The organism is Mariniflexile sp., from assembly GCF_041583155.1.
Classification (GTDB): Bacteria; Bacteroidota; Bacteroidia; order Flavobacteriales; family Flavobacteriaceae; genus Mariniflexile.
Genome location: NZ_JBFHGK010000016.1, coordinates 55,088 through 72,441, shown reverse-complemented (window position 1 = coordinate 72,441; position 17,354 = coordinate 55,088). Strand labels below are relative to the sequence as shown.

At 33.0% G+C, this 17,354-nt stretch carries 15 protein-coding genes; 5 read left to right on the top strand and 10 right to left on the bottom strand.

Annotation, left to right across the window (positions count from 1 at the left end; translation table 11 throughout):
• Window positions 1-6 precede the first annotated feature (6 nt).
• The 3 genes from ABYI63_RS08155 to ABYI63_RS08145 all read right to left on the bottom strand — a co-directional run bounded on the left by ABYI63_RS08155 (window position 7) and on the right by ABYI63_RS08145 (window position 1,643).
• Window positions 7-585: a YceI family protein gene (locus ABYI63_RS08155; protein WP_372755320.1), complete on the bottom strand. Its 579-nt coding sequence runs from the start codon at window positions 583-585 to the stop codon at window positions 7-9.
• Between the two features lie 24 nt (window positions 586-609).
• Window positions 610-963, bottom strand: coding sequence for a SnoaL-like domain-containing protein (locus ABYI63_RS08150; protein WP_372755318.1), 354 nt, complete (start codon window positions 961-963; stop codon window positions 610-612).
• A 95-nt stretch (window positions 964-1,058) separates the two neighbouring features.
• On the bottom strand, window positions 1,059-1,643 hold the full coding sequence (locus ABYI63_RS08145; RefSeq protein ID WP_372755316.1) for a Crp/Fnr family transcriptional regulator: 585 nt from the start codon (window positions 1,641-1,643) through the stop codon (window positions 1,059-1,061).
• Between the two features lie 93 nt (window positions 1,644-1,736).
• On the opposite strand from ABYI63_RS08145, the gene ABYI63_RS08140 reads away from it, so the two are divergent.
• On the top strand, window positions 1,737-2,945 hold the full coding sequence (locus ABYI63_RS08140; protein ID WP_372755314.1) for a multidrug effflux MFS transporter: 1,209 nt from the start codon (window positions 1,737-1,739) through the stop codon (window positions 2,943-2,945).
• Window positions 2,946-3,043: 98 nt separating this feature from the next.
• Here ABYI63_RS08140 and ABYI63_RS08135 read toward each other — a convergent pair whose 3' ends face one another.
• Together ABYI63_RS08135 and ABYI63_RS08130 are read right to left on the bottom strand one after the other, a co-directional pair.
• Entirely contained in the window at window positions 3,044-4,816 is a 1,773-nt protein-coding gene (locus ABYI63_RS08135; RefSeq protein ID WP_372755312.1) for an ABC transporter ATP-binding protein, read from the bottom strand.
• A 250-nt stretch (window positions 4,817-5,066) separates the two neighbouring features.
• A complete protein-coding gene (locus ABYI63_RS08130) occupies window positions 5,067-6,074 on the bottom strand; it encodes an NAD(P)-dependent alcohol dehydrogenase (RefSeq protein WP_372755310.1) in 1,008 nt (335 codons plus the stop codon).
• 137 nt (window positions 6,075-6,211) lie between these two features.
• Between ABYI63_RS08130 and ABYI63_RS08125 the strand changes: the two genes are divergently transcribed.
• From ABYI63_RS08125 to ABYI63_RS08115, 3 genes are all read left to right on the top strand, one after another.
• On the top strand, window positions 6,212-6,826 hold the full coding sequence (locus ABYI63_RS08125) for a fumarylacetoacetate hydrolase family protein (protein ID WP_372755308.1): 615 nt from the start codon (window positions 6,212-6,214) through the stop codon (window positions 6,824-6,826).
• A 126-nt stretch (window positions 6,827-6,952) separates the two neighbouring features.
• The gene (locus tag ABYI63_RS08120; RefSeq protein ID WP_372755306.1) at window positions 6,953-8,872 is read left to right on the top strand and encodes a DUF294 nucleotidyltransferase-like domain-containing protein; all 1,920 of its coding nucleotides are present in this window, start codon (window positions 6,953-6,955) and stop codon (window positions 8,870-8,872) included.
• Window positions 8,873-8,876: 4 nt separating this feature from the next.
• Window positions 8,877-9,536, top strand: coding sequence for an exonuclease domain-containing protein (locus tag ABYI63_RS08115; protein ID WP_372755304.1), 660 nt, complete (start codon window positions 8,877-8,879; stop codon window positions 9,534-9,536).
• Window positions 9,537-9,601: 65 nt separating this feature from the next.
• On the opposite strand, the gene acs is transcribed toward ABYI63_RS08115, so the two are convergent.
• The 3 genes from acs to ABYI63_RS08100 are packed head-to-tail and all read right to left on the bottom strand — an operon-like array spanning window position 9,602 to window position 13,527.
• A complete protein-coding gene (gene acs / locus ABYI63_RS08110; RefSeq protein ID WP_372755302.1) occupies window positions 9,602-11,509 on the bottom strand; it encodes an acetate--CoA ligase in 1,908 nt (635 codons plus the stop codon).
• A 49-nt stretch (window positions 11,510-11,558) separates the two neighbouring features.
• Window positions 11,559-13,280 carry a sodium:solute symporter family protein gene (locus ABYI63_RS08105; protein WP_372755344.1) on the bottom strand — a complete coding sequence of 574 codons (1,722 nt, stop codon included), beginning with the start codon at window positions 13,278-13,280 and terminating at the stop codon, window positions 11,559-11,561.
• On the bottom strand, window positions 13,273-13,527 hold the full coding sequence (locus ABYI63_RS08100; RefSeq protein WP_372755300.1) for a DUF4212 domain-containing protein: 255 nt from the start codon (window positions 13,525-13,527) through the stop codon (window positions 13,273-13,275). The genes ABYI63_RS08105 and ABYI63_RS08100 overlap by 8 nt, the downstream gene beginning before the upstream one ends.
• A 353-nt stretch (window positions 13,528-13,880) precedes the next feature.
• On the opposite strand from ABYI63_RS08100, the gene ABYI63_RS08095 reads away from it, so the two are divergent.
• On the top strand, window positions 13,881-14,984 hold the full coding sequence (locus ABYI63_RS08095; protein WP_372755298.1) for a heparan-alpha-glucosaminide N-acetyltransferase domain-containing protein: 1,104 nt from the start codon (window positions 13,881-13,883) through the stop codon (window positions 14,982-14,984).
• Between the two features lie 85 nt (window positions 14,985-15,069).
• Here the strand turns inward: ABYI63_RS08095 and ABYI63_RS08090 are convergent, their stop codons facing one another.
• A complete protein-coding gene (locus ABYI63_RS08090; RefSeq protein WP_372755296.1) occupies window positions 15,070-15,771 on the bottom strand; it encodes a response regulator transcription factor in 702 nt (233 codons plus the stop codon).
• Between the two features lie 2 nt (window positions 15,772-15,773).
• Entirely contained in the window at window positions 15,774-17,339 is a 1,566-nt protein-coding gene (locus ABYI63_RS08085) for a sensor histidine kinase (RefSeq protein ID WP_372755342.1), read from the bottom strand.
• Window positions 17,340-17,354 lie beyond the last annotated feature (15 nt).

The following is a 17,354-nucleotide window of genomic DNA, read 5'->3' as shown; positions in this document are numbered from 1 at the left end:
TGTAATTTAGAATTCTAAGTCTGATACTAAATCGAATTCATCGTATATAGCTTTATCTTTCAAACCATCAAAGAAGCTTGTAGAACCGTAACGCACGTCGTATTTAGTTCTATCAACTTTTAAGGATGCTGTTGCTTTATTTCCATAAATAGACATTACAAAAGTAATAGGGTGTGTTTTACCTTTTATTGTTAAATCGCCAGTTACACTATAAGAATTTTTTCCTGAAGGTGTTACTTTTTTAAATACTAATGTAGATGTTGGGTGGTTTGCAACACCAAAGAAATCGTCCGATTTTAGGTGGCCATCCAATTTCCCTTTAGAATCTCCTTGTAAGTCTGTTGAACTAATAGTAGTCATATCAATTACGAATTCGCCACCAACTAATTTATTATCTTCAAAAGTTAATGAACCGGATTTGATTGCGATGGTACCTTCGTGAGAACCTGTTACTTTGTAACCTTTCCAAACGACTTTACTTTTATCAATTTTAATATCTTTTTTCTCTCCAGCTTTTGTAGTAAAGGCGAAAGATGTAAATGCTACTAGAGCTACAATTGCTAAATTTTTAATTGCTTTTTTCATTGTTTATTTTTTTTTAAGTTAATACTAATTTCCGTAATAAAATTTTTCTTTTATAATTTTACCTTCTTGCCATTCTTGAACTGCTACTTGTGTGAATTTTTTATAACCTAAATCATTGTGAGTGAATTCTAGTTCCCATTCCACCATAGTAGTTTTTTCTCCAACAGCTACTTTTAAAGGTTTTGCACATTTAAATTCTGTAATACCTGCAAAAAAAGCTTCTTTTCGTTTTCTATTCAGTGCTTTTCCAATACACAACGGATTGTCGTTTTCTTGCATAACCACCTCATCATGATAATAATCCTCAAAGGCTTCTAAAGCTTTTCCTTGAAGAATTAAATCGTTTACAGCGCTTATTTTTTCAATTAGTGTATTCACGTGTTGAACTATCAATATGACAATACAAAGATGAAAAACATAAACGTTATACAAAATAAAGTAGTTTATGAAATGATGTTAAACTAGATTAACATTTATTGCTCTAATATAAGCTGACTTTTTATTTTACTAAGAAATTCTTTTGTTATACCTAAGTAAGAAGCAATCATATATTGGGGTATCCGTTGCTCGATTAATGGATACTGTTCTCGAAAATACAAATATTGATTTTTAGCCGAAAGACTATTGTTTCTAACAATTCTTTTTTGAGACGCAACAAAAGCCTTTTCTATAATTTGTCTGAAAAAACGCTCTAATTTTGGAATACCAGCTAAAAGGTTTTCATAAGATTCATAAGGAAATATGACTAATTCAGAATTCTCTAAGCACTGCACATTAAAATCGGCAGGGGTTTGGGTTATAAAACTGCCCATATCTGAAGTCCACCAATCTTCTATGGAAAACATTAAAATATGCTCCTGCCCCTCAGAATCTACATAAAAGGTTTTTGTACAACCAGATAATACAAAGCAGGTATATCTGCAAACATCACCTTGTTGCACAATATATTGCCCTTTTAAAAATTTTCTAACTGTTATTTTAGATTTAAGAAAAGCAATTTCATCAGTTGTTAAATCTATATATTTACTTATATATTTTAAAAGTGGCTCTATATTCATCTAAAATAAAGTTTAAGACAAATTTAATAATAATACTGTGGTTTATTAATCTAAATTAACATTTAAACTTTTTAATAACATTACTTTTGTGGCATGCAAAAAACACAAACTTTTAAATTTGAATTTGTTGCGTTGATGGCTTCGTTAATGTCCATTGTTGCTTTATCAATAGATGCGTTATTACCTGCATTACCAGAAATAGGAACAACGCTACATATTACCAACCCAAGCGATAACCAATTATTAATTACAATGATTTTTTTAGGTATTGGTTTTGGGCAACTTATTTTTGGACCAATATCCGATAGTTTAGGACGTAAACCTGTTGTTTTCGTGGGGTTTATAGTTTTCATTTTTGCAAGTATTATTTGTGTAAACACTTCAAGTTTTGAGGTTATGATTATAGGAAGAGTTTTACAAGGCATTGGACTAGCATCACCAAGAAGTTTAACTATTTCTATGATTCGAGATTCCTATAGTGGGAATTACATGGCCAAAATAACCTCGATTGTTGTGATGTTTTTTATTTTAGTTCCTGTAATTGCTCCAACATTAGGTACTTTTTTGCTTTACTTTTTTAGCTGGAAAGCCATTTTTTATTTTAACCTAGCATTCGGCGTTGGTGTTATGTTTTGGTTTTGGAGAAGACAACCAGAAACATTACCTAAAGAAAAACGCATCAAATTCTCAACAAACTTATTTGCAAATGGTGTTAAAGAGTTTTTTAAGTATCCTGAAGCCATTGCCTACACCTTGGTTTCTGGTTTTATAACTGGTTCATTTATGGTGTATTTGAGCACCTCTCAACAAATTTTTGAGCAACAATATGATTTAGCTGAAATGTTTCCCTACATCTTTGCTAGTTTGGCAATCTCTATAGGCTTGGCAACTTACTTAAATAGCACCTTAGTTGTTAAGTTAGGGATGTTACGCCTAGGTTTTTTCGCCACTATTGCTTATAGTACCGTGTCCTTGCTATATGTTGTTATGTTTTGGTCTGGAGTAAACCCAAGTATTTATGTTTTGGTAGTCTTTTTTGCAATTCAATTTTTTGCTGTAGGTTTTTTGTTTGGAAACTTAAGAGCCCTTGCCATGCAGCCGCTAGGACATATTGCTGGAATAGGCGCAGCTTTAAACGGGTTTATATCTACCGTATTTGCTGTTCCCATAGCAAATTACATTGGCGGATTTGTTAAAACTTCTGTCTTACCACTATTTATTGGCTTTTCAGTTTTCGGCATATTATCCTTGTTTATATTTCTATATCTCAAAAAACAAAACCGTGCGGTTAGCATAGCATAGAGCTTCTCATTACCTTGGGTTAGAGTTTATTTTTGAGGTTTTTAAAACACGGTATTGTTCCGTTATTAGCCTCTAATTGATTAACAAAAATAATTGGTTTATATCTTCGCCTGATAAGTATATAAATCGTAATACCTTCCTTGTAAAGCAATCAATTGATCGTGACTACCTCGTTCTACAATATGTCCAGCTTCTATTACTAATATTTGATCTGCTTTCTTAATTGTACTTAAACGGTGAGCAATTACTATGGTAGTTCTATCTTTAATTAATTCTGATAAACTTTTTTGAATTAATGCTTCACTTTCGGTATCTAAACTGGAAGTCGCTTCATCTAAAATAATAATTTTCGGATTCGCTAATATAGCACGCGCTATTGCTAAACGCTGACGCTGACCGCCGGATAATTTTACCCCTCGCTCTCCAATTAACGTGTCCAAGCCATTTTCAAATCTGTCTGTGAACTCATTTACATAAGCAGCCTTAACAGCACTTTGTAGTTCAGCTTCGGTAGCATTTGGTCTTGGGAACATGATATTTTCACGAATAGTACCTTCAAACAAAAATTCATCTTGTAAAACCACACCTAAATATTGGCGATAAGAACTCAACTTTACTTTTGATAAGTCCTGTTTATCAACACTTACCATTCCTGATTTTGGAGTTAAAAAAGTAGCAGACAAACCAGCAATAGTCGACTTTCCAGATCCCGAACTTCCTACTAAAGCTGTAACCGATCCTGCTGGAGCTGTGAAACTTATATTATGCAATACTTGTTTACCGGCTTCATAGGCAAAGGACACATCATTAAAGCTTATCTCTCCTTTTATATCTTTTAACTCAATAGTACGCTCTACATTGTCTTCTTCTGCAGTCATATTCATAAGTTCTTCGGTTCTATCTAAACCTGCCAATGCTTCGGTTAGTTGACTACCAATATTACTCATTTGTACAATTGGGGCAATCATAAAACCGAGAACTAAGGTGAAGAATAAAAAATCACCTGTTGTCATTTCCCCATTAATCATATAATAACCACCAATACCCATTATACCCGTTGTTGCAACACCTATTAAAAAGGTAGAAGCACTCGTCATAAACGCTGTTGCTGTTAAACTTTTCTTCACGTTTTGGTAGAGTTTTTCTACGCCTTTTTCGAATACAACTTGCTCCTGCGCTTCTGCATTAAAGGCTTTTATTACCCGAACCCCTGCTAAGGTTTCAGTTAAACGTCCTGTTACTTCTGCGTTTATTTTACCACGAACTCTAAAAATGGGGCGAATGTATTTAAAAGCCCTAAGTGCAATGTATCCAAAAATGGAGAGTGGTACAAACACAAAAAGTGTCATCCAGGGATTCAATTTAATAAGGATTATCAACGAAATAATAGCCGTAAAACTACCGCCTACCAATTGCACTAAACCAGTACCAATTAAATTTCGTACACCTTCAACATCACTCATAATTCGAGAAACCAGAGCACCAGATTTTGTATTATCGAAAAAATTAATAGGTAACGAAAGAACCTTTTTTTGAACCTGGGCGCGCAATTCACTAATTAAATACTGTGCTTGTACACTTAAAATACGGGTTAATAAAAATGAGGTAGTTGCCTGTACTAAAATAGCTGTTAAAACAATGGCTATTAATGTGTAAAGCTGTGTATAATCTTTATTTGGAATTACATCATCAAGCAATACTTTACTCTGCCAAGGCAATACTAGAGCAGAAAGACTTTTAATAACTATCAAAATTAATCCAATAAAAACCAAATTTCGCCTTGGCCAAATAATGGTTTTAAAGGCTTGTGCCATAGTTACTTTTGACTTTGTTTTATCGCTAGGTTCAGCGTATTGTTTTAAGTGTCGCATTATAAAATATTAGAAGTCGCAAAAATAACCATTCTAAACGGTGTATTCTACAGATTGTTATAAATAAAAAAACCACCTTTAAAAAGTGGTTTAATTATACTAAAGTTTATAAGTCTTTAATCGCGTTTAGATTTTTTTGCAAGCTTCGCTGCCTTCTTTTCCTTAGGTGTTAAAAGAGGTTCTTTTTTAACCGTTTTCTTAGCATCATGTGATTTTGCCATTTTTAATAAAATTTAATTAAACATTTTGTTTATACTTTCAATACAATTCTAAATCGGGCTTTACCGTCTTCTAAATGCTTTATGGCCTTATTGACATCTTCCAATTTAAATTCTTCAACTGTTGGATAAATATTGTGTCGTACACAAAACTCCAACATCTTTTTAGTTAACGCGATACTTCCTATTGGGCTTCCTCCTACCGATTTTTCACCCATAATTAAACTGAATGCAGGAATCGCCATAGGTTCTAAAACCGCACCAACTGTGTGTAATTTTCCCTGAGGTGCCAGTGTGGTTAAAAAGGAATTCCAATCTAAAGTTACATTGGTTGTATTCAAAATAAAATCTAACGTACCAGCGATACTCTCTAAAGCTTCTGGCTTGGTAGAATCAACTACATGGTGTGCACCCATTTTTAAAATCTCTTCTGTTTTATTAGGATTTGAACTGAAGGCTGTAACTTCACATCCCCATGCCTTTAAAAATTTTATCGCCATATGTCCTAAACCTCCAACACCTATTACACCCACGCGATCCGTTGGTTTTACTCCCGACAAAACAATAGGATTAAACACGGTAATTCCGCCACAAAATAGAGGGCCTGCCTTAGCCATATCTAAACCTTCTGGTAATGGAATTACCCAAGACCAATGGCCTCTTACGAAATCGGCAAATCCGCCATGACGACCTACAATCGTAGCCTCCGAACTGTTACATAAATGTTGCTTTCCGTCTAAACACTGGTTACAATGCATGCAAGCGCCAGAACTCCAGCCCATGCCTACTTTATCGCCAATTTTCAAACCTTTTACGTCTTTTCCAAGAGCAGCCACTTCTCCTACAATTTCATGTCCTGGTACTAAAGGGTATTGACTCATACCCCAGTCATTATGAATCATGCTAATATCTGAATGACAAATACCACAATAAATCACCTTAATATCCACTTCTTCACCACCAATATTTGGCAATTCATATTGAAATACATCCAAAGTTGCACCTGCCTCCTTGGCTGCATATCCCGTTACCTTTTTCATAATTTTAGAATTTAGTTGTTAGTTCTAAAGATACAGAAAACAGCATTAACTTTTATAATAAAGAAGTTAAATATAGTTTAAATTAATCGGCTTATTTACTAAATTTACAACTTCAACATTAATAAAAATTAAACATTATGAAAATAATTGGAATTGGTAAAAACTATGTAAGTGATAAAGCTGAAATTGCAGATATTAAAACGGGAGATCAATTAATATTTTTAAAAGCTGAAAGTACATTAGTTACTAATAATGACAATATTGTTTTTCCTTCTATTACAAAGGAATTGGCATACGAAGTTGAGTTAGTGGTTAAAATAGGTAAAAAAGGAAAAGACATTTCAGTTGAAACTGCCGATTCTTATATTTCTGAAATCGCTGTTGGAATTGATTACACCGCAAAAGACGTATTAGCTGCAAGCAGAGCAAATAAAGGGCCTTGGGCATTAGCTAAAGGGTTTGACGGAGCTTCACCGATTTCGAGTTTTAAACCAGTTTCAAATTTCCCTGATTTAAACAATATCAATTTTGATTTGGTTATCAATGGAGAACAAAAACAAGTAGGAAATACCGATTTTATGATTTATAATTTTAGTGAAATTATTTCTTTTGTTTCAACTTATATGACACTTGAGCCTGGAGATCTTATATTTACAGGAACACCTGCCCTTGGTACAGGTTTAAATGTTAAAGGCGATCATTTACAAGCCTCCATTGAAGGAGAATTACTATTAGATTTTAAATTAATTTAATTCTAAAAAAATTTTAAAATGTCTCGTAACTTTAATGAACAAAACGAGCACATTCCATATTTTATTCTCCAACGGAAGAATTAATAGTTATAAGCATGTGTCCATAAACAAAACAATTATAAACACATGAAAAACTCTATTGCAGAACGTGTATACGATTTCTTAAAAATCTATCCGCCTTTTAACATGTTGAAGGCGGATGATTTATTAGAAATTTCAACTCAAGTTTCTATAATATATTTAGAAAAAGGAGACACTTTATTTAAAAAAGGAGATGCTTTTAACGAGCATTTTTATATGGTTAGAAATGGTGCCATCACTTCCTTTCATACCGATTCCAACAATGTACAAGAAATAGTAAACATAAGTGATGCTGGCGATATTTTTGGTGTTCGCCCCCTCATTGCTAAAGAAAATTACAAACTTACAGCTACCGCAAACGAAGAATCTATTGTTTATGCCATTCCCATAAGCACGTTCCAAGCAGTTACACAAGGTAATGCTAGTATTTATAAATTTTTAATTACAGCCTTTGCCACAAATGCCTACGATCCTTATACAGCAGAAGAAACTGGCAAAATATTTGCCGATTACCTACCGGTAACTTCACAGGATATTGTAAGTTTTCAAACCGCAAATTATTCAAAAAACCCAATTACTTGTAATGTTAATTCATCCTTGAAAGAGGCAGCCATCAAAATGAGTACTCATAAAATTGGCTGTATCATTGTTGTAGATAAAAACACCCACCCAGTTGGAATTATTACCAATAGTGATATTAAAAATAAAATAGCTACGGGCTTATTTCCCATAGAAACACCCGTTACTAATATCATGAGTTCACCCGTAATTACAGACAAAAAAGATTTAACCGTAGCCGATGGCCAGTTGCAGATGATCAAACATACTATTGGACATTTGTGTATTACGAAAGATGGCACTGTAAATTCAAAACTTATTGGTGTTTTAACACATCACGATGTACTAGTTACTTTAGGCAACAACCCTTCCGTAATTTTAAAAGAAATTAAACGTGCCAAACGCACAAAAAGATTGCGAACAGCAAGACTTAAAGCCAATACACTGTTAAAAAGTTATTTAGAACAGAACATTCCAATCTCGCATATTGTAAAAGTTATTTCTCAAATTAATGATGCTATTACAATTAGAGCTATAGAAATAGCTTTAAAAAAAATGCATATACCACCTCCTGTTTCATTTTCGTGGCTGTCTTTAGGTAGTCAAGGCAGGAAAGAACAATTGTTGTTTACAGACCAGGATAACGCGATTGTTTTTGAAGATGTTGAAGAAAGTAAACTCCTAGAAACCAAAGCTTACTTTTTAGAACTAGCTAAAATGGTAACAAAATCATTAAATAAAATTGGTTTTGAATACTGTGATGCTAACATGATGGCAAGCAATATGGAATGGTGTAAATCTATAACCGATTGGAAATTACAATTTGAAAAATGGATTTTACATCCCGATGAAAAAGCCATCTTACTATCTTCTATATTTTTCGATTATAATTCGGTTTATGGTGATAATGACCTGGTAGATGCATTATCAAATTCCATATACGAATCCTTAAACAAAACGTCTTTATTTTTTAAGTTTTTAGGAAAAGATGCCATTAATAACCCACCTACCCTCAGCTTCTTTAAGCAATTTATTATAGAAGAAAACAAAGAAGAAAAAGACCTTTTCAACATAAAAAGCAGGGCATTAATGCCTTTAATTGATGCAGCAAGATTATTGATATTAAGCCACAACATAAAAGGCATAAATAATACTGCTGAACGATTTGAAAAATTAGCTGAATTAGAGAAAAACAATAAAGAACTGTATGAATCCTGTTCATATGCCTTCAAAGCTTTATTAAAATTTAAAACAAAACAAGGGTTATTACATAACGATTCTGGTAAGTATATAAAATTAGACACGCTATCAAAAGAAGATAAACTAAAACTAAAAAGATGTTTTAAACCCATCCAAGAAGTTCAAGAAACCTTAAAGATTAGGTTTGATTTAAAAAACTTTATGTAACAAAATGATAAACTGGCTCTTTAAGAAAAAATCCAATTATCCAGATTTTTGGAATGACTATATCAACTGTTTCCAATCCAAAAACGAATCTACTATTCCTGCTACTCGTTTTATAGCTTTTGATACAGAAACCACAGGGTTTGACAAGAAAGAAGACCGTATTTTATCTATTGGGGCTGTATCCTTTACGGGAAAAACAATTAACGTAAATGATAGTTTGGAATTGTATTTAAAACAAGACATTTTTAAAGCTGAAACTGTTAAAATTCATGGTTTAATGAAATCCGAATCTAAAGAAAAGATATCGGAACTAGATGCTATTAAAGCCTTTTTAGCTTATATAAAAAATGATGTTTTAATTGCACATCATGCCAATTTCGACAAGAACATGGTAAACGAAATGCTTTTAAGACATGGCTTAGGAAAACTTAAAAATAAGTTTATAGATACAGGTGTTTTATATAAAAAATCGATTCATGTCATATATAGAGATAAAGACAAAATCTACTCATTAGATGAATTAGCTAAAGAATTAAATGTTCCAATCGTAGATAGACATACTGCTACTGGCGACGCATTAATTACTGCCCTTATATTTCTGAAAGTATTAGCCCGATTGGATAAACGCAAACACTTAAATTGGGGATATCTTATAGAAAAATAGTCAACAATTATCACCAAATAACTGTTGACCATTTTTAATCTTGAACTCAATACTACTACACCTTATTATAGTGCATTATCCATAATTTCTTGAACCACTTCTGGGTTTAATAGCGTACTAGTATCCCCTAAATTGCTAGTATCTTTACAAGCAATTTTACGTAAAATACGACGCATAATTTTACCTGAACGTGTTTTTGGTAAGCCTTGCGTAAATTGTATTTTATCAAGTTTTGCAATGGGGCCTATTTTATCAGAAATAAGCTGATTTATCTCTTTACGTAAATTATCATGAACCCTACTTTCACCTGTATCTTTAAGTATTATATAACCATACAACGCACTTCCTTTAACATCGTGTGGAAAACCAACAATGGCACTTTCAGCAACAGCAGGGTGTTCGTTTATAGCATCTTCAATAGGTGCTGTACCTAAATTATGACCTGAAACTATTATAACATCGTCTACACGACCTGTAATACGGTAGTAACCTACTTCATCCCGTAAGGCACCATCTCCCGTAAAGTACTTATTTTCATAAGTTGAAAAATAGGTTTCTCGGTAACGTTCATGGTTCCCCCAAATAGTTCTTGCGATACTTGGCCAAGGAAATTTTATGCACAAACGCCCCTCAACTTGATTGCCTTTAAGTTCATTTCCAAATTCATCCATTAAAGCTGGCTGAACCCCTATAAAAGGCAGTGTAGCATAGGTTGGTTTTGTTGGCGTAACATACGGTATAGGCGTTATCATAATTCCTCCTGTTTCCGTTTGCCACCAAGAATCTATTAAAGGACTTTTGTTTTTTCCTATTACATCGTTATACCAGTGCCATGCCTCTTCATTAATTGGTTCTCCTACACTGCCAAGTACCTTTAAAGACGTTAAATCGTATTTTTCAACAATTTCAACACCTTGCTTTGCCAAGGCACGAATGGCCGTTGGTGCTGTATAAAATTGTGTAATTTTATGTTTTTGAACAATTTGCCAAAACCTTCCAAAATCGGGGTAACTAGGCACTCCTTCAAATAAAACCGTAGTAGCACCATTCGCTAATGGGCCATAAACAATATAACTGTGCCCAGTAATCCAACCAACATCGGCAGTACACCAATACACATCATTTTCACGATACTGAAAAGCATTTTTAAAGGTATACGCTGTATAAACCATATAACCTGCAGTGGTATGCACCATTCCCTTTGGTTGCCCCGTTGAACCGGATGTATACAAGATGAAGAGCGGATCTTCAGCATCCATAATTTCTGCCTTACAATCGGTTGATGCCGCATCTAAAAGTGGCTGTAGCCATTGGTCTCTACCACTTTTCATATTAATTTCTGAATTTATTCGCTTTGCAACTAAAACACTTTTTACACCAGGACATTTTTCCAAGGCTTCATCAACAATACCTTTTAAATCGATGGTTTTTGAACCTCTATAAGCACCATCAGAAGTAATTACCATTTTACAATCACTATCATTTATTCGCGTAGCCAATGCAGTAGCAGAAAACCCTGCGAACACCACCGAATGAATGGCACCAATTCTAGCACAAGCTAATACCGCTATTGCCAATTCAGGAATCATAGGTACATAAATACAAACACGATCCCCTTTTTCAACACCCTGATTTTTAAACACGTTAGCAAATTGATTTACTCGCTTGTGCAATTCATTATATGTAATATGCTCTGATGGTTCCTCAGGATTGTTCGGTTCGAACAAAATAGCCGTTTTATCGCCACGAGTGGCCAAATGCCTATCAATACAATTTTCTGTAATATTTAACTTAGCGCCTTCAAACCATTTTACCTCAGGTTTTTTAAAGTCCCAGCTTAAAACATTATCCCATTTTTTACGCCATACAAAATGCTCTTCGGCAACTTCCTCCCAGAAATTTTCTGGTTCTCTAATAGATTTTCTGTAAACTTGATAGTATTCCTCTAAATGTTTAATGTGATAGTTACTCATTCTGTTTGATGTTTATTATTTGTTGTTTGTTGTTTTATTTTCACCTTATTTAATGCTCAGTTGCTGCACCTGCTCCACTTGGTATGCGTATATTTTCAACAATATCCTGTACATCTTGAGGCGGGGCGGGAGTGAATTTCATAATGATTATAGAAACTATAAAATTCAAAACCATGGATACGGCTCCAAAACCTTCTGGCGAAATACCAAACCACCAATCAGATTTATTTCCACCTCCAAACCAATCGAATTTAAATTTAAGCATATAAAATAACATAAATGCAATACCTACAACCATACCTGCAATAGCTCCTTCTTTATTCATTCGTTTATAGAAAATGCCTAAAATTATAGCAGGAAAAAAAGACGCTGCTGCTAAACCAAAAGCCAAAGCCACAGTTGCTGCTACAAAACCCGGTGGATTTATTCCAAAATAACCCGCAATACAAACAGCTACAACTGCCGATAATCTTGCCGCAATTAATTCGCCATTTTCTGAAATTTGTGGATTGATCATTTTTTTTATTAAATCGTGTGATACGGAAGATGAGATAACTAATAATAAGCCAGCTGCAGTTGATAATGCTGCTGCTAGAGCACCTGCCGCTACTAATGCAATAACCCAATCTGGTAAATTAGCAATCTCAGGATTTGCAAGTACCATAATATCATTATCTACAACCAATTCATTTTTTGAAGCATCCGCTAGATATTGAATAAGGCCGTCTTTATTTTTATCACTAAAAACGATTAAACCTGTTGTCTCCCACTTTTTAAACCATTCTGGAACGTTGGCATAAGGCTTATTGGAAACAGTTTCAATTAAGTTCGTTCTAGCAAAAACGGAAACTGCTGGTGCTGTAGTATATAAAATGGCAATTAACAGCAATGCCAAACCTGCCGATTTACGAGCATCCCTAACCCGTTTAACAGTAAAAAATCTAACAATTACATGTGGTAAACCTGCTGTTCCTACCATTAGAGCTAAAGTTATAGCAAATACATCTATCATTGATTTGGAACCTTCGGTGTATTCCGCAAACCCCAAATCGGTGCTTAAACCATCTAATTTATCCAACAAATAAGTACCAGAACCATCGGATAAAGTGCTCCCAAAACCCAATTGAGGAATTGGGTTACCCGTCATTTGAATAGAAATAAAAATAGCAGGAACCATAAATGCAAAAATAAGCACACAGTATTGGGCGACCTGCGTATATGTAATACCTTTCATACCACCTAAAACGGCGTAAAAAAGTACAATTAACATTCCAATGATAACCCCTGTATTAATATCCACTTCTAAAAAGCGTGAAAACACCAAACCAACACCCCGCATTTGTCCTGCAACATAGGTAAACGAGACCAATAACGCACAAATTACACCTACAAAACGTGCTGTATTGGAATAATACCTATCTCCTATAAAATCGGGAACTGTAAATTTTCCGAATTTGCGTAAATACGGTGCTAATAACAATGCCAAAAGCACATAGCCTCCTGTCCATCCCATTAAATAAACAGCACCATCATAACCTGCAAATGAAATAATTCCCGCCATGGATATAAATGAAGCTGCGCTCATCCAATCGGCAGCTGTTGCCATACCGTTGGCTAAAGGAGAAACGCCTCCCCCTGCAACATAAAACTCTTTAGTGGAAGCTGCTCGCGTCCAAATGGCAATGCCTATATAAATTGCAAATGTTAAACCGACTATAATATAAGTCCAGTTTTGAACGCCTAGTGCCCCCAAAAAAAACAGTTTATTCATCATAACCATATTTTTTATCAAGCTTGTTCATTAATCGAACATAAACAAATATGAGTATCACAAATACATAAATAGAACCTTGCTGAGCGAACCAAAAGCCTAATTTAAAGCCTCCCATTTTTATTTGGTTCAAGGCATCTTTGAATAAAATACCTGCGCCATAGGAAACTAAAAACCAAATTGTTAAAAGTATAAATAGGTATTTTAGGTTTTCTTTCCAATAGGCTTTTGCACTATTTTTTGTCATGGTTATAGTTTAGTTGGTTGCTTTTGAAAATTACATAAATCAAAATTTTAAGAAAATGGTTGGTTAATCCATAACGTATCATTAATTATGTTAAATGATGTTTAAAATAATTGACATATTGCTAATATAATAATTTGCATATAATGCGCAATTAGATTCATGTATTTTATAAAATTTTCAGAAAAAAATTAACTAAAAATGCTAATAAAAACTTAAAACAATAAAAATAAAAATTTCAAACTATTGCTGTTTTCATTAGAAATATCTTTATTAATATTGCATAAATAATTTATAAAAGCTTTATTGCATTTTAAATTATAGAAGTATCTTTACACTAATCAAAGCAAAAAGTATTGCAGACAAATCGTCTTTATTTTATTGATGCCGTTAGAGCCTTTGCAATTTTAATGATGTTGCAAGGGCATTTTATTGATACCCTTTTAGACCCTATTTATAGAAGTACCGATTATACGGCTTATAATGTGTGGTCTTATTTTAGGGGTATTACCGCACCTACTTTTTTTACAATATCTGGCTTAGTTTTTACTTATTTACTTTTGCGTGCCAATGCTAAAGGAGATGATAAAAAACGTATGAGAAAAGGCATTTTTCGAGGTTTGTTGTTATTAGGTATTGGCTATAGTTTACGCGTAAATTTAGTTAGTTGGTTTACGGGCTATTTTGGCACTTACTTTTTAGTAATTGATGTATTACAATGTATTGGATTGTCTCTAATTATTTTGGTTGGCTTATACTCAATATTTAAGAATCATAGTTATGTTTTTTCAGGTGTCTTATTTACCATTGGATGTATTGTTTTTTTATCTGAACCTTTATACAGAAATATAGAAATAACCAGTGTGCCTCTTTTTTTCGCAAACTATATGACTAAAATGAATGGTTCTATATTCACAATTTTACCATGGTTTGGTTATTCTGCTTTTGGAGCATTTTTATCTACTGTTTTTTTCAGACATGCGCATAGAAGTCGTTTCAAACAACTTTCAATCACAACATTTTTTGCCACAGGTATAATGCTCATTTTTTGGTCTACAGACATTCTTTACTTTCTTCATTACCTAACAAATTTTAAATTATTTCATAGATGTGCCGATTTTAATTATCTATTCATCAGACTTGGAAATGTGTTAGTTATTTTTGGTTTGTTTTATACTTTTGAAAAATATTTAAAACAATCTATCGTATCTAGGATTGGAGAAAAAACCCTTTCTATGTATGTAATTCACTTTATAATACTTTATGGAAGTTTTACAGGTTTTGGTTTAAAACGTTTCTTTAATAAATCATTAGACCCTATGGAAGCAGTTATTGGAGCTATTATGTTTGTTATAGTGGTTTGTTTGGTATCCTTCCATTATGGTAAGACCAACACATTCGTATATAATATGATAGGAAAATTAATTAAGCCTTTTAAAAGCAAAAAAGAAGTTGATTAAAATAGAATTCAGTTAATAAACTTATTTAAAACAAAAAATCCAGCATGAGCTGGATTTTTTATTTCTGAGATTTAGGTTTATTATACTAGTTTACAACAAGTCTAAAACCTTCACCATGTATATTTAATATTTCTACTTTTTCATCAAGCTTTAAATATTTACGAAGTTTAGCTATATACACATCCATACTACGAGAGGTGAAATAATTATCGTCTCTCCATATTTTAGTAAGCGCTAATTCACGTGGCATTAAATCGTTTTCATGTAAAGCCAACAAACGTAATAATTCATTTTCTTTAGGAGATAATTTAACTGGTTCTCCTCCTTTATAACGTAAAAAACGCAATTTTGAATTCAAATCAAAATTACCAATTTTAAACTCAAATTGTTTACTATCAGAAATGGTTTCGGTAGCTTTACGTTGAATAATGGCTTTAATTTTCATTAACAACACTTCACTATCAAAAGGTTTATTTAAATAATCATCTGCACCTACTTTATAGCCTTTCAACACATCTTCTTTCATTGTTTTTGCTGTTAAAAACACAATAGGCACATCGGTGTTTTTTTCGCGTATTTCTTTCGCTAAGGTGAAACCATCCTTATATGGCATCATAACATCAAGAATGCATAAATCGAAATCGTCTTTCTTAAATTTTTCGAATCCCTCCATGCCATTTTTAGCGTGAACAACATCGTAATCGTTCATCACTAAATAATCCTTAAGTACAATTCCAAAATTAGGATCGTCTTCTACTAATAAAATTTTCTTTTTTTGCTCTTCCATATTTATGATATTATTGGAAGCTTTATTGTAAAAATGCTTCCTTTGTCTTTTTCACTTTCTACTGATACGTGACCTTGATGGTCTTCTACAATTCGTTTCACGTAAGCCAAACCTAATCCATGGCCTTTTACGTTATGTATATTTCCGGTATGCTCTCTGTAAAATTTTTCGAACACCCGTTTGGCAGCTGCTTTACTCATGCCGCTACCATGATCTTTTATTTTTAACAAAATATTGTTTCCAACATTTTCTGTATATACTTCTATTTTTGGTGCTTCCGGCGAATACTTAATAGCATTATCCAGAATATTTACAATCACATTTGTAAAATGAGTATCGTTTGCCAAAACAGACGACTTCGCTGCATCAAAACACGTTTTAATATAACCTTTTCTATCTTCTACTATAAGTTCAACGTGAGTAATAGCATCTTCAATTAAGTCGTGCAAGTCCAACCTATCCTTACTAATGTTTAATTCATTTTTCTCTAGTTTAGATATTCTTAATACGTTTTCAACTTGCGCATGCATACGTTTATTTTCTTCCTTAATCATTGCTAAATAGCGCACTACTTTTTCTTTATCGTCAATAACTTTTGGGTTTTTAATAGCGTCCAAAGCTAAATTGATAGTAGCAATTGGCGTTTTAAACTCATGAGTCATATTATTTATAAAGTCTGTCTTTATTTCAGAAATTTTACGTTGCTTAACTAATTGATATAAGGCGCTTCCGTAAGCCAAAATAATAATAGAAGTAAAAATAATTGATAACAAAATCATGCCCAATAAGGATGATAAAATAAACTTTTTATCATCTGGAAAATTCACAAGTAGCTTATAGGAACTTTGGTTATTTTCATTATAAAACATAAACACACTAAAGGCTGATGCTTCATAATTTTCAAAGTTATCGCTTCGTATTCTAGTTGCTAACCCGTTACTATAAATAGCAAACTCGAAATCGATAGTAATGCCTTGTTCTTTAAGTTTCTCAGATAATAGACTTTGAATTTCTTCCTTAGTTACACGTTTATGAATTGGTAATCTAGGTGCTAAATCTTTATAAGCATCGTCAAAAAATATTTTATCGGTGCTTGATAATTTATCTAAAAGCAACAACTTATCGTTGGTACTTAAATCGGCATTAGAACCGCCATTTTGATAAACTTTGGTTTCCTTATTGGTTAAAACCCGTTTTACGTTAATAGTATCTAAACCTATGTCAAAGAGCGATGAATTAAACTTATAATTTTCTTCTAAAGTACCGCTTCTATAAACCACAGTTTCTTTAGAGTCTAAATCTTCTCTTATAATATATAAATTCCTAATGGCTGCGGTATCTACCTCATAACCCTTGAACATAATATCTTGAAGTTTGTAAACGTATTCGGCTCTTTCCCGCTCTTCTAAAGAGTTGGAAACATAGTTTAGCACTTTATCTACATTAAACTTAAAACGTTCTTTTTCGTTTTTTACAGAACCTTCAATATAATATGCTTGAACAAAGATTATCCCAATTAGAGACAAACTCATTAATAGGATTAATAGGATGAAAATTTTTTTGCTCATCATTCAAAATTAACA